Annotated in this window: 14 protein-coding genes; 7 read left to right on the top strand and 7 right to left on the bottom strand. The window is 60.4% G+C overall.

Features of this window, described 5'->3' with window-relative positions; translation table 11 throughout:
* Positions 1-154 precede the first annotated feature (154 nt).
* Entirely contained in the window at positions 155-1,354 is a 1,200-nt protein-coding gene (fdhA, locus tag AB7M29_RS00545; RefSeq protein ID WP_052967383.1) for a formaldehyde dehydrogenase, glutathione-independent, read from the top strand.
* A gap of 236 nt (positions 1,355-1,590) precedes the next feature.
* A complete protein-coding gene (locus AB7M29_RS00540) occupies positions 1,591-2,196 on the top strand; it encodes a DUF2780 domain-containing protein (RefSeq protein WP_217857392.1) in 606 nt (201 codons plus the stop codon).
* Position 2,197: 1 nt separating this feature from the next.
* On the opposite strand, the gene AB7M29_RS00535 is transcribed toward AB7M29_RS00540, so the two are convergent.
* Positions 2,198-3,082 carry an acyltransferase gene (locus AB7M29_RS00535; protein ID WP_217857391.1) on the bottom strand — a complete coding sequence of 295 codons (885 nt, stop codon included), beginning with the start codon at positions 3,080-3,082 and terminating at the stop codon, positions 2,198-2,200.
* Positions 3,083-3,353: 271 nt separating this feature from the next.
* Between AB7M29_RS00535 and rloA2 the strand changes: the two genes are divergently transcribed.
* The 5 genes from rloA2 to AB7M29_RS00510 all read left to right on the top strand — a co-directional run bounded on the left by rloA2 (position 3,354) and on the right by AB7M29_RS00510 (position 7,759).
* Positions 3,354-3,860, top strand: a complete 507-nt coding sequence (gene rloA2 / locus AB7M29_RS00530) for a retropepsin-like aspartic peptidase RloA2 (RefSeq protein ID WP_454246130.1) — start codon at positions 3,354-3,356, stop codon at positions 3,858-3,860.
* A gap of 59 nt (positions 3,861-3,919) precedes the next feature.
* Positions 3,920-4,600 carry a two-component system response regulator CreB gene (gene creB / locus AB7M29_RS00525; RefSeq protein WP_217857390.1) on the top strand — a complete coding sequence of 227 codons (681 nt, stop codon included), beginning with the start codon at positions 3,920-3,922 and terminating at the stop codon, positions 4,598-4,600.
* On the top strand, positions 4,600-6,018 hold the full coding sequence (creC, locus tag AB7M29_RS00520; protein ID WP_454246129.1) for a two-component system sensor histidine kinase CreC: 1,419 nt from the start codon (positions 4,600-4,602) through the stop codon (positions 6,016-6,018). Before creB ends, creC begins: the two co-directional genes overlap by 1 nt.
* Before the next feature lie 203 nt (positions 6,019-6,221).
* The gene (gene creD / locus AB7M29_RS00515) at positions 6,222-7,598 is read left to right on the top strand and encodes a cell envelope integrity protein CreD (protein WP_454246128.1); all 1,377 of its coding nucleotides are present in this window, start codon (positions 6,222-6,224) and stop codon (positions 7,596-7,598) included.
* Positions 7,595-7,759 (top strand): hypothetical protein, encoded by a 165-nt coding sequence (locus AB7M29_RS00510; protein ID WP_454246127.1) that lies wholly within the window; start codon positions 7,595-7,597, stop codon positions 7,757-7,759. Before creD ends, AB7M29_RS00510 begins: the two co-directional genes overlap by 4 nt.
* 49 nt (positions 7,760-7,808) lie before the next feature.
* Here AB7M29_RS00510 and AB7M29_RS00505 read toward each other — a convergent pair whose 3' ends face one another.
* The 6 genes from AB7M29_RS00505 to AB7M29_RS00480 all read right to left on the bottom strand — a co-directional run bounded on the left by AB7M29_RS00505 (position 7,809) and on the right by AB7M29_RS00480 (position 14,204).
* Complete coding sequence (locus AB7M29_RS00505) at positions 7,809-8,438, bottom strand: glutathione S-transferase (RefSeq protein ID WP_217857386.1); 630 nt, start codon at positions 8,436-8,438, stop codon at positions 7,809-7,811.
* Between the two features lie 198 nt (positions 8,439-8,636).
* On the bottom strand, positions 8,637-8,816 hold the full coding sequence (locus tag AB7M29_RS00500; RefSeq protein ID WP_123719606.1) for a hypothetical protein: 180 nt from the start codon (positions 8,814-8,816) through the stop codon (positions 8,637-8,639).
* The gene (locus AB7M29_RS00495) at positions 8,813-9,943 is read right to left on the bottom strand and encodes a PepSY-associated TM helix domain-containing protein (RefSeq protein ID WP_454246126.1); all 1,131 of its coding nucleotides are present in this window, start codon (positions 9,941-9,943) and stop codon (positions 8,813-8,815) included. The genes AB7M29_RS00500 and AB7M29_RS00495 overlap by 4 nt, the downstream gene beginning before the upstream one ends.
* Before the next feature lie 72 nt (positions 9,944-10,015).
* Positions 10,016-12,445 (bottom strand): TonB-dependent siderophore receptor, encoded by a 2,430-nt coding sequence (locus AB7M29_RS00490; RefSeq protein WP_454246125.1) that lies wholly within the window; start codon positions 12,443-12,445, stop codon positions 10,016-10,018.
* Positions 12,446-12,717: 272 nt separating this feature from the next.
* Positions 12,718-13,689, bottom strand: a complete 972-nt coding sequence (locus tag AB7M29_RS00485; protein ID WP_217857383.1) for a FecR domain-containing protein — start codon at positions 13,687-13,689, stop codon at positions 12,718-12,720.
* Entirely contained in the window at positions 13,686-14,204 is a 519-nt protein-coding gene (locus tag AB7M29_RS00480) for an RNA polymerase sigma factor (protein WP_038981164.1), read from the bottom strand. The genes AB7M29_RS00485 and AB7M29_RS00480 overlap by 4 nt, the downstream gene beginning before the upstream one ends.
* Between the last annotated feature and the right edge of the window lie 42 nt (positions 14,205-14,246).

Genomic DNA, 14,246 nt, shown 5'->3' with positions numbered 1-14,246 from the left:
TCAGACACACCCTAAATCCAATGTGGGAGCGGGCTTGCTCGCGAAGAGGCCCTCTCAAACAACACAAGACACACAGGCAATAACCCGAGCAATCAACGCGCCGCCGATCCATGGCGACGCGACCGCTACATAAAAACAACAGCGAGGTGAAAGCATGTCTGGCAATCGTGGTGTGGTGTATCTCGGCAATGGCAAAGTCGAAATACAAAAAATCGACTATCCGAAAATGCAGGACCCGCGCGGCAGGAAGATTAACCACGCCGTCATCCTGCGTGTGGTTTCCACCAACATCTGTGGTTCCGACCAGCACATGGTGCGCGGCCGTACCACTGCTCAGACCGGTCTGGTGCTCGGCCACGAGATCACCGGTGAAGTGATCGAGAAGGGCAGCGACGTCGAGAACCTGCAAATCGGCGACCTGGTGTCCGTACCGTTCAACGTAGCTTGCGGGCGCTGCCGCTCCTGTAAAGAGATGCACACTGGTGTCTGCCTCAGCGTTAACCCGGCGCGTCCGGGCGGTGCCTATGGTTATGTCGACATGGGCGACTGGACCGGTGGCCAGGCTGAGTACGCGATGGTGCCGTACGCCGACTTCAACCTGCTGAAACTGCCTGATCGTGATCGCGCGATGGAAAAAATCCGCGACCTGACCTGCCTCTCCGACATCCTGCCGACCGGTTACCACGGCGCAGTGACCGCCGGTGTTGGCCCTGGCAGCACGGTGTACATCGCGGGCGCCGGTCCGGTTGGTCTGGCGGCTGCCGCTTCCGCTCGCCTGCTGGGCGCTGCAGTGGTGATCATCGGTGACGTCAACCCGATCCGTCTGGCTCACGCCAAGGCTCAGGGTTTCGAAATTGCCGACCTGTCGACAGACACCCCACTGCACGAACAGATCGCCGCGCTGTTGGGCGAGCCTGAAGTGGATTGCGCTATCGATGCGGTGGGCTTCGAAGCTCGCGGTCACGGCCATGACGGCGTGAAACACGAAGCTCCGGCGACCGTGCTCAACTCCCTGATGGGCGTGGTTCGCGTGGCCGGCAAAATCGGCATCCCTGGCCTGTACGTGACCGAAGACCCGGGTGCTGTGGATGCGGCCGCGAAAATGGGCAGCCTGAGCATCCGCTTCGGTCTGGGCTGGGCCAAATCCCACAGCTTCCACACCGGCCAGACGCCAGTGATGAAGTACAACCGCCAACTGATGCAGGCGATCATGTGGGATCGCATCAAGATTGCCGACATCGTGGGTGTTGAAGTCATCAGTCTGGATGACGCGCCACGTGGTTATGGCGAGTTCGATGCGGGCGTGCCGAAGAAGTTTGTGATCGATCCGCACAAGTTGTTCAGCGCGGCGTAAGGCTTCACGCAAAGCAAAACGGCGACCTTCGGGTCGCCGTTTTTTTATGCGTCACACTAACCCTGAGGCGGGAGCGGCAATGCCATTCATCGCACAGGTCCGGGGTTTCACGTTTCATCACTGCCACTTGGGTAAAAATGCCGCGCAAACGAGGAACATGCCGGCATATACCGGGTCAAATCGGCAGTTTTACCGCCCGTTACCGGGTGGTTTTCATGGCGCAAGAGGATGTCTGGATGAAAGTTTCACGCGGTTTTGCACTGGCATCGCTCATGGCTGTCGCTTCGTTGACGACGCTGGCCGCCAGCCCGGCCTTTGCACAGTTCAGCCTCAGCGATGCGGCCAATGTGGTTTCAGCGATGCAGGGCAACCAAGGTGACCAAGGCAATCAGGGTGATGGCGCTGTGGCGGCGGCACCCAAGGCGGCCGGTTTGCTCAATACCCTGGGCTCGCAGCTCAATGTCACCCCGGAGCAGGCTGTCGGCGGTGCCGGTGCGATGCTGGGGCTGGCCAGGAACCAACTCAGCGGCCAGGACTTCTCCGAGCTGAGTAAAAACGTGCCGGGCCTCGATCAGATCGCAGGCAACAGCGCCATCGGTGGCCTGAACGGTTTGGGCGGGCTGCTCGGTGCGGGGTCGGACAAGAATGCGTTGCTCGATGGCTTGCTGGGTAACGTCAAGGACACCAACGACCTGAACAACGCCTTCAGCGCGTTGGGCATGGACAGCGGCATGATCGGCCAGTTTGCGCCGGTGATCCTGCAATACCTCGGTCAGCAAGGCGTCGCCGGTTCGCTGCTGCAAAACCTCGGCGGGATCTGGGGCGCGGGCACCGGTAGCTGAGTCAGCCTTCAGCGCGTAGCTCTTTGATGCGCCGGTCCTTCTCGATCCAGAGCTGGTTGACCCAGTTCTGGACCTTTTCGCGAAACGTCGGATCGTTTTCGTAATCGCCTTGCCACAGCGCCGGGTCCAGTTCGCGGGTCTGGATGTCGATGATCACCCTCGGCACGTTGCCGCTGATCAAATCCCAAAATCCCGGAATCTTCTGCTGTGGGTACACCACTGTTACATCGAGAACGGCATCCAGCTGTTCACCCATCGCCGCCAGCACAAAAGCCACGCCACCAGCCTTGGGCTTGAGCAGGTGGGTGAACGGTGATTGCTGCTGGGCGCTTTTCGCTGAGGTGTACCGGGTGCCTTCCAGATAATTGACCACCGTCACTGGCTGACGCTTGTACAGCTCGCAGGCTTTTTTGGTGATTTCCAGGTCCTTGCCGGCCAGCTCCGGGTTTTTCGCCAGAAACGCCTTGGTGTAGCGCTTCATAAAGGGATAGTCCAACGCCCACCAGGCCAGGCCCAGGAACGGCACCCAGATCAGCTCTTTCTTGAGGAAGAATTTGAAGAACGGCGTGCACCGGTTAAGCGTCTGGATCAGTGCCGGGATATCGACCCAGGACTGATGGTTGCCGATCACCAGGTACGAGGTGTCGCGGCGCAGATCATCGCCGCCGCGAATGTCCCATTGGGTGGGAATGCACAGTCGGAAGATCAGTTTGTCGATTTCGGCCCAGGTTTCGGCAGTCCACATCACCGTCCAGGAGGCGTAATCGCGAAAGCGCCCGGGCAGGAGTAATTTCAGCAGGGCGAACACCATCAAAGGCCCGAACAGCACCAGGGTGTTAAGCAACAGCAGCAGGGTAACGAAACAGCCGGTGAGCAGGCGGCGCATAAGTAACTCTTGAAAGCGTTTGGGCGCGCCATGATAAGCAGCTTCAGGCGACAGGCCAAATGGGTGGTGACGAATGTTTCACGTTTGTGGCGGTATGCTGGACTGACATAGCGATCGTTCCCACGCTCTGCGTGGGAATGCCTCAATGGACGCTCTGCGTCCGCTTTGGGACGCGGAGCGTCCCGGGCTGCACTCCCACGCAGAGCGTGGGAACGATCTATTCGATAACGGTCTAAAATTCCGCTGCCCACTCTTCAAGGAAGCCCCCTACGTGAAATCTCTCCTTGCACTGCTTTCCCTCGTGGCCCTTCCAGTCCTGGCCGCTGAGCCGACTCTGTACGGGCGTTACGAATACATCGCGTTGCCGGAAATCGGCGGCGAAGTCCTCAAGGCCAAAATGGACACCGGCGCCCTGACCGCGTCGCTGTCGGCCAAAGACATCGAAACCTTCACCCGCGACGGCGACGAGTGGGTGCGTTTCCGCCTCGCCACCAAAGGCGCCAGCAACAAGATCTACGAACACAAGGTCGCGCGGATCAGCAAGATCAAGACCCGCTCCGAAGAAGACGACGATGACAAGGAAGCGATCGAACCCACCAAACGGCCAGTGGTTGATCTGGAACTGTGCCTGGGCAACGTCAAGCGCACCGTCGAGGTCAACCTCACCGACCGCAGCAGCTTCAATTACCCGTTGCTGATCGGCGCCAAAGCACTGCGTGAATTCGGTGCGGCAGTGAACCCGGCACGGCGTTTCACGGCAGACAAACCCGACTGCTGATTGACGGCGAATCAGCCTTGGGGCACCGTTCGCCCACTTAACTAGCGGGCTCGGACGCCATGCCTCATATCCTGATTGTCGAAGACGAAGCGGCGATTGCCGACACCCTGATTTTCGCCTTGCAGGGCGAGGGCTTTACCACCACCTGGTTGAGCCTTGGCGCGGCGGCGCTTGAGCATCAGCGCGCCACGCCGGCCGACCTGATCATTCTCGACATCGGCCTGCCGGACATCAGCGGCTTCGAGACCTGCAAGCAATTGCGGCGTTTCAGCGAAGTGCCGGTGATTTTCCTCAGCGCCCGTGATGCAGAGATCGACCGCGTGGTCGGTCTGGAGATCGGTGCTGACGATTACGTGGTCAAACCGTTCAGCCCTCGGGAAGTGGCGGCGCGGGTCCGGGCGATTCTCAAGCGCATGGCGCCACGACCAGTGGCGGAGGCGGCGTCAGCGCTGTTTCGCATCGACAGCGAACGGGTGCAGATCAGCTATCGCAATCAGCCCTTGAGCCTCACTCGCCACGAGTTTCGTTTGCTGCAATGCCTGCTGGAGCAACCTGAGCGAGTCTTCAGCCGCGAGCAATTGCTCGATGCGCTGGGCGTGGCCGCCGATGCCGGTTACGAGCGCAGCATCGACAGCCATATCAAGAGTGTGCGCGCCAAATTGCGCCAGGTGAAAGCCGATGCCGAGCCGATCCAGACCCACCGCGGCCTCGGTTACAGCTATAGCCCGGGGCACAGCTGATGCCATTGGGGATCCGGATTTTTCTGGTCTACGTGCTGTTCATCGGCCTGACCGGCTATTTCGTGCTCAACACCGTGATGGAAGAAATCCGCCCCGGCGTGCGCCAGTCCACCGAAGAAACCCTGGTGGACACCGCCAACCTGATGGCCGAGATCCTGCGGGACGACTTCAAGGCCGGCACCCTCAGCCAGAACCGCTGGCCCGAGTTGCTCAAGGCGTACGGGGAGCGGCAACCGAAGGCGAATATCTGGGGCCTGCCGAAGAATCAGGTCAACCACCGGATTTACGTCACCGATGCCAAGGGCATCGTGGTGCTGGATTCAAGCGGCGTCGCGGTGGGCCAGGACTATTCGCGCTGGAACGATGTCTACCTGACCTTGCGCGGCGAGTACGGCGCTCGTTCGACGCGCAGCAGCCCGGATGATTCGAACTCGTCGGTGATGCACGTCGGGGCACCGATTCGCGACAACGGCCAGATCATCGGTGTGGTGACGGTGGCCAAGCCCAACAGCTCGCTGCAACCTTACGTTGATCGCACCGAGCGGCGATTGCTGATTTATGGCGCCGGGCTGATTGGCCTCGGTTTGCTGTTCGGAGCGCTGTTGTCCTGGTGGCTGAGCGCTGCACTGCGGCGGTTGACGGCGTATGCCCAGGCAGTCAGCGAAGGTCGTCGGGTCGAGGTGCCGCATTATCGTGGCGGCGAGCTGGAGCAACTGGCCACGGCGGTGGAGCAGATGCGCACCCAGCTCGAAGGCAAAGCCTACGTCGAGCGTTATGTGCACACCCTGACCCATGAATTGAAAAGCCCGCTGGCGGCGATTCGTGGCGCGGCGGAGTTACTGCAAGGTGAGATGCCGCTGGCTCAGCAGCAGCGATTCGTCAGCAACATCGACAGCGAAAGTGCACGCATGCAGCAGTTGATCGAACGACTGTTGAACCTGGCGCAGGTGGAACAGCGCCAAGGGCTGGAAGAGCGGGTGGCCGTGCCGTTGGCGGATTTGGTCGATGAGCTGTTGAGCGCGCAGGCTGCGCGAATCGAAGGCAAGCAATTGCGTGTGGAACTGCACATTGCAGCGGATCTGAACCTGCTCGGCGAACCGTTTCTGTTGCGTCAGGCGCTGGGCAATCTGCTGGAGAATGCCTTGGACTTCACACCGGCTCGAGGCGTGCTGCGATTCAGCGCTGAACGACTCGGTGAGCAGATTGAGTTCAGACTGTTCAACCAGGCCGAGGCGATTCCCGGCTATGCATTGCCGCGTTTGAGCGAGCGCTTCTACTCACTGCCGCGTCCGGACAGTGGGCGTAAAAGTACGGGGTTGGGGCTTAACTTCGTTGAAGAGGTGGTCAAGTTGCATGGCGGTGCGATGAGCATCGGTAATGTCGACGGCGGTGTAGAGGTCACGTTGCGCCTGCCTTAGGATCGAGTCGTGGCATTCGCGAGCAAGCCCGCTCCCACACTGGATCTCCTGTGAACACAAAAAAGGAGCCCATCGCCGATTAACTGTGGGAGCGGGCTTGCTCGCGAAGAGGCCGGCCCAGTCTCCACAAAGTCTCCACATTCCCCCCATAAAACTCCCATACACAGACTCCAGACTTTCCCCATCCAAACAGGGAGAGTCCCATGAACCGTAGCCTGACCCTAAAACTCGGGGCAATTGCCCTTTTGATTCTGTTGCTGCTGATCCCGTTGCTGATGATCAACGGTGTGATCCAGGATCGGCAACAACTGCGCGACGGTGTCCTCGAAGACATCGCCCGCAGCTCCAGCTACAGCCAGCAACTGAGCGGCCCGCTGATGGTGGTGCCCTATCGCAAAACGGTACGTACCTGGAAAACCAACGAAAAAACCAACCAGCGTTACCAGGACGTCGGCGAGGAGCGGGGGCGTTTGTATTTCCTGCCGGAGCGCTTTGAACTGGACGGCCAGGTCCAGACCGAACTGCGCGCCCGGGGTATCTACGAGGCGCGGCTGTTCCACGCCGATAACCGCATCAGCGGGCACTTCTCGGTCCCGGCACAACTGGGCATCAAGGAGGACTTCGCCGATTACCGCTTCGACCAGCCGTTCCTGGCCGTTGGCATCAGCGACATTCGCGGCATCGAGAATGCCCTGAAACTCGAACTCAATGGCCAGAGCCTGGACTTTGTACCGGGTAGCCAAGTCGGCTGGTTGGGCGAGGGTGTGCACGTGACGCTGCCAGCGCTGGACACCCAACAGGCTACGGAACTGGCCTTCGGTTTCGACTTGCGCCTGCAAGGCACCGGCCAGTTGCAGATTCTCCCGGTGGGCAAGACCAGCAAGGTTTCACTGGCCGCCAATTGGCCTCACCCCAGCTTCATCGGCAACTACCTGCCGGCCCAGCGTGAAATCACCGATCAGGGTTTCACTGCCAATTGGCAAACCTCGTTTTTCTCCACCAACCTGCAAGAGGCCTTGAACAGTTGCGTATCTGGCGGCGAGTGCGAGGCGTTCAGCGGTCGCAGCTTCGGCGTGAGTTTCATCGACCCGGTGGACCAGTACCTGAAAAGTGACCGGGCAATCAAATACGCGCTGCTGTTCATCGTGCTGACCTTCGCGGGTTTCTTCCTTTTCGAAGTGCTGAAAAGCCTGGCGGTACACCCGGTGCAATACGCGCTGGTCGGCGTGGCGCTGGCGTTCTTCTACCTGTTGCTGTTGTCGCTGTCCGAGCACATTGGCTTTGCCTTGGCATATCTGCTGTCGGCGAGTGGCTGTGTGTTGTTGATCGGTTTCTATGTCTGCCATGTGCTGCGCAGCGTGCGTCACGGCTTGAGTTTTTCGGCAGGGCTGGCGGCGTTGTATGGCTTGCTTTACGGCTTGCTGAGTGCCGAGGATTACGCGCTGTTGATGGGCTCGCTGCTGTTGTTCGGGCTGCTGGGCGTGTTCATGGTACTGACCCGCAAGCTGGACTGGTACGGGATCGGGATCGGGCAGAAAACCGCCAAGCCGCTGGCGTTTGATATTGGAGCCGTGGAATGAGCCGGTCGTTGGGGTTGCGCGAGGATCAGCGGGTGGGAGAGGTGCTGGCGACGCGGATTGCGGGGTTGTTTCCGTTGGATCCGGTGTGGTGCATTCGCGAGCAAGCCCGCTCCCACACTCGATCTCCTGTGAACACCAAAAAGGTGCCCATCGCCGATTAACTGTGGGAGCGGGCTTGCTCGCGAAGAGGCCGGTACAGCCAGCGAATATCTAAACCTTGGGCATCGTCGCAATCATCGAAGGCCGCTGGCTCACTTCAAAATACCAGTCCGCCAGCTTCGGGTTCTCTTTGCGCCATTCCAGATCCGGATGGCGCAGATCCAGATAACCCAAGGCACAGGCCACACTGATCGCCGCGACATCGAAATGGCTGGTCAGCTCGGCAATCGCGTCGGCTTCCAGCAGCGCCAGGGCGCGACGAATTTTGTCGCGCTGTCCGTCGAGCCATTCGTCCCAGTGCTTTTCCGGGACGCGCAGGGCCACTTCATAGCGAATCATCACTGCGGCATCCATGATCCCGTCGGCCAGGGAGGCCAGGGTCAGGCGCCGCCAGCGCGCCGAGCCGTCGCGAGGGATCAGCGGATTGCCGACATGCTGATGATCGAGATAGTCGAGGATCACCCGGCTGTCGTACAACACATTGCCGTCGGCCAGACGCAGGGCTGGAATTTTGCCTAGCGGGTTGTCTTCGTTGAGGGCCGGATCCGGGCTGACCGGCGTGAGCTGACTGGCTTGCAGCGCCACGCGGTTCGTTTGACCGGTTTCGTGCAGCAGCACCATGACTTTGCGAACGAAGGGCGACGCAGGGTTGTGGAACAAGGTCATGCTGGGGGCGGACATGGCAACGATCTCGATCATGGGCAGTGTCGGCAGCATAGCGCTTTAATGCTTGAGCTCAAGCGTGAGCTCACGGATGAGCACGGAACGAAGTGTGGGAGCGGGCTTGCTCGCGAAAGCGGAGTGTCAGGCAACATAAATGCTGACTGATACACCGCTTTCGCGAGCAAGCCCGCTCCCACATTTTTGGTTTTGTGCCATTCAGTGGCGTTGCAAGAGCCCGCGCAGGGCGAGGACGGCGGGGATCCCCAGCCCGAGCCAACTCAATGCATCCCACACGCCATCGCCCAGCAACGCGGCAAACAGCCCCGCGGCGCTGAGCAGGGCAATGACAGTGGGCGTGGCGAAGACCTTCCAGAAATTCGACTGTCTCGGCCTCATGTCGGGCACTCCGCGTTTTCGAGCACAGGTTTCGCGACCTTGCGCCGCACTACCCACAGATAAACCCCACTGCCGAGCACGATGATGGTCAACACATCGAGGCTCGCCCAGAGGATTTTCATTGGCATGCCGCCGTAATCACCAAAGTGCAGCGGCTGCGACATGCCCATGGCGTCCATGTACCACGGCCGTTCGGCCACTGCCGTGACTTGCAGGGTGCTGGCGTCGATCAACACCGGCGTCAGCAGGTGCGAAGTCAGTTGGGTGCTGCCTTTCATGAACACGGCGTAATGGTGTTCGCTGGAAAACCGCGTACCGGGGAAGGCGATGAAGTCGGGCTGCATGCCCGGCGCGACGTCTTTGGCGATGTCGAGCAGGCGGGTCGCAGGCGCCAATTGAGTCAGCGGCGGCGCATCGCGGTAAGGCGCGATCATCGCGCTCAGGCTGTCGTTGCGCCACGCGGCGATCAGCAAGTCGGCGCAGGCACTGATCACGCCGGTCACGCCGACCACCAGCGCCCAGGTCAGCGTCACCACGCTGATCAGGTTATGCAGGTCGAGCCAGCGCAGGCGGGTGGATTTGTCGTGGCGCACGGTCGCGAACTTCAAACGTCGCATGAACGGCAGGTACAGCACCGTTCCGGAAACAATCGCCAGCACAAACAGAATCCCCATGAACGCCAGCAGCAACTTGCCCGGCAGGCCAGCGAACATGTCCACGTGCAGGCGCAGCATGACCATCATCAGCCCGCCGTTGGCCGATGGCATTTCCAATGCTTCGCCGGTGCGAGCGTCGAGCATGAAGGTGTGGGACGCGTTCGGCTCGGTACCGGCGGTGGGCGCCATGATTGTGATCACGCCGTTGGGGTCTTCTTCGTCGTAGCCGAAATACTGCATGACCTCGCCAGGACGATGTTTTTCAGCCGCTTGCACCAACTGCTGCAAATTCAGCTGCGGGGTATCGGCCGGCATGGATTTCAACTCGGCGGCATCGCCCAGCAGATGGTCGATCTCGTGGTGAAAGATCAACGGCAGGCCGGTGAGGGCCAGCATCAGCAGGAAGACCGTGCAGATCAGGCTGGTCCAGGTGTGAACGAATGACCAGCGGCGGATGGTTTTGCTTTTCATTTCATGGCCTTCAGAAAGACCCAAGCCGTCCTCGAAGGACGGCCTGGTCGTGGCGCGTGTCAGTTCAGACGATTACCACTTGTACGTAGCGCTGGCGACGACGCTGCGTTGGTCACCGTAGTAGCAGTAGAAGCTGTCGCAAGTGGAGATGTAGTCCTTGTCGAACAGGTTGGTGGCATTCAGTGCCAGTGATGCACCTTTCAGACTGTTATCCAGACGGCCCAAGTCGTAATGGACCGCCGCGTCGAACACCGTGTAGGCATCAGCCTTACCCAGCCAGGTGTTGCCCTGGTCGCCATAAGTGTTGCCGGTGTAACGTGCGCCGGCACCGATGCCGAAACCATCCAGCACACCGTTGTGCCAGGTGTAATCGGCCCACAGCGACGCTTGCTGGTTAGGCATCAGTTGCAGGCGATTGCCCTTGAAGTCACCCTTTTGCACTTCGGACTTGGCCAGGGTGTAGGCGGCGATGACTTTCAGGTTGTCGGTGACGTCGGAAACGGCTTCCAGCTCCAGGCCTTTGACCTTCACTTCGCCGGTCTGGCTGGTAATCGAGACGTTGTCCGAGTTGGTCGTGGTTACGGAGACGTTTTTCTGGGTCAGGTTATAGACCGCAGCCGTCAGCAGGGTGTTGCTGCCCGGCGGTTGGTATTTGATGCCCAGTTCCCATTGCTGGCCTTCAGTCGGCTTGAACGACTCGGTCGGCGATGCCGTCGCTTTGCTGGTCGGCTGGAACGACTCGGCGTAGGACAGGTAGGGCACGAAGCCCGAGTCGAACACATAACTGATCGCTGCGTTACCGCTGAATTTCTTGTCCCGTTCGGTGTTGGTGGCATCACCCTTGTTGAAGAATTTGGTGCCTGTGTGGATCCAGTCCTCACGACCACCGAGGGTCAGACGCCATTGGTCGAGAGCCATTTGGTCCTGGACGTACAAGCCGGTCTGGTAGGTCTTCTGGTCATAGTCATAGAACGCCGTCGAGCGTGACGGGCGACCGATTGGCAGGCCATAGATCGGGTTGTTGACGTTAGTGGTCAGACCGTCACCGAAGATCGAGGTGTAGTTGGTATTGGTGCGCTGGTGATCGAGGCCGATCAGCAGGGTGTGACGGATGTCGCCGGTCGCGAAGTCGCCCTGGAAGTTGTTGTCCACGGCGAACTGGCTGATGTCCTCGTCGACACTGGTGCTCGAGCGGCCAACGTTGCCCTCGGCATCGACTTGGGTGAACGGGTAGGCGCCGGGGGTAAGAGCCTGAAAGGACAGGTCCGTTTTGGTGTACCGCAGGTTCTGCTTGAACTGCCAGACATCGTTCAAGCGATGTTCAAAGGCGTAGCCCAGCGCGTAGTAGGTACGGTCGTAGTATTCCCAGTCCGGGTCACCGAGGTTTTTGTGATGGGAGATATCGCCGAGCGGCGAATGGATCTTCGTGCCTTGCACTGGCAGGAACTGGCTGGTGATGCCTGTGTCGTCGCGGGTAAATTGCGTCAGCAGCGTGAACTTGGTGTCAGGGGCGATGTTCCAGGTCAGGCTCGGCGCGATGTTGTAGCGCTTGTTGTCGATGTGATCGACCTGTGTGCCGCTGTCGCGCAATACACCGCTCAGACCATAAAGAAACCGGCCTTCGTCATCGATCTTGCCGGTGCTGGCGAAGTTAATCTGGCGATGATTGTCGCTGCCATATTGCACCTGGATTTCGTTGCTCGACTCGGCGCTGGGACGGCGGCTGACCATGTCCAGCAGGCCGCCTGGCGGGGTCTGGCCGTAAACCGAAGAGGCCGGGCCGCGCAGCAGGGCGAGGCGATCGAGGTTCCAGGTTTCCTGTTTCGGGTTGGCGTACACGCCTTTTGGCAGTGGCAGGCCATCGAGGAATTGCGTCGGTTCGAAACCGCGCACAAGCAACCAGTCGGCGCGGGTGTCGCTGCCATAGCTGCTGGCGACGATGCCGGGCATGTAGCGCACGGCGTCATCGAGGTTTTGCACACCGCGATCTTCCATTTGCTGGCGGGTGGCGACGGAAATCGAACGCGGCGCTTCGACCAGCGCGGTGTCGGTCTTTGTGCCAGCGGCGGTACGCGTGGCAACGTAACCTTCGACCGGGCTCCAGGCAGTTTCCGCATTTTCCAGGCCAATGACGGCGGTTTCGGGCAAGGCCATCACACCTTCAGGTACGGCCACCAGGCTATAGGTGCCGGCGCTGCTCTGTTCCAGTTGCAGACCGGTGCCGCGTAAGGCTTCCCGCAGGGCGCCGGTGGCGTCGAACTGGCCCTTCACCGGGGCCGAGGTCTTGCCCGCTGCCAGCGACGGATTCAACGACAGTGCCAAACCGGCCTGGCTGGCGATCTGGTTCAGGGTGCTGGCCAATGGCGCAGCCGGCAGGTTGTAGGCGCGAACGCTGGACGCCTGTTCGGCGGCAATCAGTGGACCGCTGGCCAAAGGGGCGCAAAGGGCAATGGCGACCGCCAGCAAACGAGGGCGCAACACGGTGTCTAGCGAACGGGGCATACAGCGGCTCCTGAATGGAAATATTTCTCAATTGCCTAGGTGCCGGACGAGAATCCAAAAGTGATAGAGCGAGATGAAAATAATTTCGATTCAGCCCTTCAATTGGTAGTGAAGACTTACTGTGGCGAGGGGGCTTGCCCCCGTTCGGCTGCGAAGCAGTCGCAAAATCATTGAATGCGGATTATCAGGAAAAATGCGGGGGACCGCTGCGCGACCCAACGGGGGCAAGCCCCCTCGCCACAGTGCCCGCTCCCACAGGATCTGCGCTGAATTCAGGGCTTGGCGTCAGCCTTCGCGACCGTTACCCACCATGGCGTGTGCTGTTCGATCTGCACCGGCAGGGTCGGCAAAAGTGCACTCAGCGCCTTGTCGGTATCGTTCAAGGGGAAGCTGCCGGTGATGCGCAGGTCGGCAATCTCCGGTGTGACGCCAAGATGTCCGCGACGATAGCGACCGAGTTCCTCGACCAGATCCTCCAGCCGCGCGTTGTCCACCACCAACATGCCGCGGGTCCAGGCATCGGCGCCGAGGTTGAGGGCGATGATGGGGCCCAGGCCATTGCTGCGCATCAGCACTTGCTGGCCTTCGCGCAGAATCTGTTCCTCGAGGCTCGATTCGGGATGGGCGGCGACCGCTGATTTCAATACGCTCAGGCGCGTGCCTTCTTCTTCACGCTTGACCAGGAATCGTGTCCCCAATGCGCGCATGCTGCCTTCGCGGGTCTCGACGATAAACGGCCGGGCATCGCCATGGCCGGTTTCGACGAGGATTTCTCCTTCCTGAAGAACGATCAACCGCTGCTTCTCATCGAAGCGCACATCCACTGCGCTATGGGTGTTGAGGTTGATCAGCGTACCGTCGGTCAAGCGCAGGGTGCGCTGCTCGCCGGTGGCGGTGCGCTGGTCGGCCAGCCAATAGTCGATGGGCAGATAACGATCACCGGCGAACAGGGCCAAGCCGATCACCGCCACGATGCTGGCCAGGCCGCTGCCGAGCTTGCGCACCCGGCGTCGGATGCTTTCGCGCGATTGAAGCAAGGCTGTGCGGGCTGGACCGTTGGCGACGCTGAAACGCTGGTCGAGCATGCCCAACTGACGCCAGGCCCGAGCATGTTCTTCGTGTGCGGCGTGCCATTTGGCGAACTCTTCGCGCTCGACTGCGTTGCCGGAATCCAGCGACAGTTGCCAGGCAATCGCGGCATCCAGCACTTGCGCCGACACAGGTTTGGAGCTGGCCGGGCTCATACCGGCTCACCGTACAACGCGATGTAGCACTGACGAATGCCTTGGGCCAGGTACTGACGAACCCGCGGCACCGACACGCCCAGACGCTGAGCGATTTCGGCGTGGCCGAGGCCATCGAGACGGTTGTAGAGAAACGCCGCCCGGGCCTTGCTCGAGAGCTTGCCCAACAGGCGGTCGATGGCTTTGAGGTCTTCGAGGATCAGTTGCTGTTCTTCCACCGACGGTTGTTCGCCTTCGGGGATCAGCATCAATTCGGTGAGGTAGGCCTGTTCCAGCGCGGCGCGGCGGAAATAGTCGAACAGCAGGCCCTTGGCGATCGCCACCAGAAACGCCCGGGGTTCGCGAGGCTCCTTGAATTCATCACGGCCCAACAAGCGCACGAAGGTGTCCTGACTCAGGTCTTCGGCCCGTTGTGGGCAGGCCACGTTGCGCCGCAGCCAGGCCAATAGCCAACCGCGATGGTCGCGATACAACGCACCAACGAGCTCACTCTGGGGGCTTTGGACTGACGACACGCAACATCACCGATTGGGAAGTGTTAAGTAACGAGAATTGTT

Source organism: Pseudomonas sp. F-14 TE3623 (genome assembly GCF_053629015.1).
The sequence above is the reverse complement of the archived record's forward strand: the minus strand, read 5'-3'. Positions and strand labels throughout refer to the sequence as shown.

Bases quoted from the DNA above. Each gene is read 5' to 3' on its own strand.
- fdhA (WP_052967383.1), top strand. From the start codon at position 155: ATGTCTGGCAATCGTGGTGTGGTGTATCTCGGCAATGGCAAAGTCGAA.
- AB7M29_RS00540 (WP_217857392.1), top strand. From the start codon at position 1,591: ATGAAAGTTTCACGCGGTTTTGCACTGGCATCGCTCATGGCTGTCGCT.
- AB7M29_RS00535 (WP_217857391.1), bottom strand. From the start codon at position 3,082: ATGCGCCGCCTGCTCACCGGCTGTTTCGTTACCCTGCTGCTGTTGCTT.
- creB (WP_217857390.1), top strand. From the start codon at position 3,920: ATGCCTCATATCCTGATTGTCGAAGACGAAGCGGCGATTGCCGACACC.
- creC (WP_454246129.1), top strand. From the start codon at position 4,600: ATGCCATTGGGGATCCGGATTTTTCTGGTCTACGTGCTGTTCATCGGC.
- creD (WP_454246128.1), top strand. From the start codon at position 6,222: ATGAACCGTAGCCTGACCCTAAAACTCGGGGCAATTGCCCTTTTGATT.
- AB7M29_RS00510 (WP_454246127.1), top strand. From the start codon at position 7,595: ATGAGCCGGTCGTTGGGGTTGCGCGAGGATCAGCGGGTGGGAGAGGTG.
- AB7M29_RS00505 (WP_217857386.1), bottom strand. From the start codon at position 8,438: ATGTCCGCCCCCAGCATGACCTTGTTCCACAACCCTGCGTCGCCCTTC.
- AB7M29_RS00500 (WP_123719606.1), bottom strand. From the start codon at position 8,816: ATGAGGCCGAGACAGTCGAATTTCTGGAAGGTCTTCGCCACGCCCACT.
- AB7M29_RS00495 (WP_454246126.1), bottom strand. From the start codon at position 9,943: ATGAAAAGCAAAACCATCCGCCGCTGGTCATTCGTTCACACCTGGACC.
- AB7M29_RS00490 (WP_454246125.1), bottom strand. From the start codon at position 12,445: ATGCCCCGTTCGCTAGACACCGTGTTGCGCCCTCGTTTGCTGGCGGTC.
- AB7M29_RS00485 (WP_217857383.1), bottom strand. From the start codon at position 13,689: ATGAGCCCGGCCAGCTCCAAACCTGTGTCGGCGCAAGTGCTGGATGCC.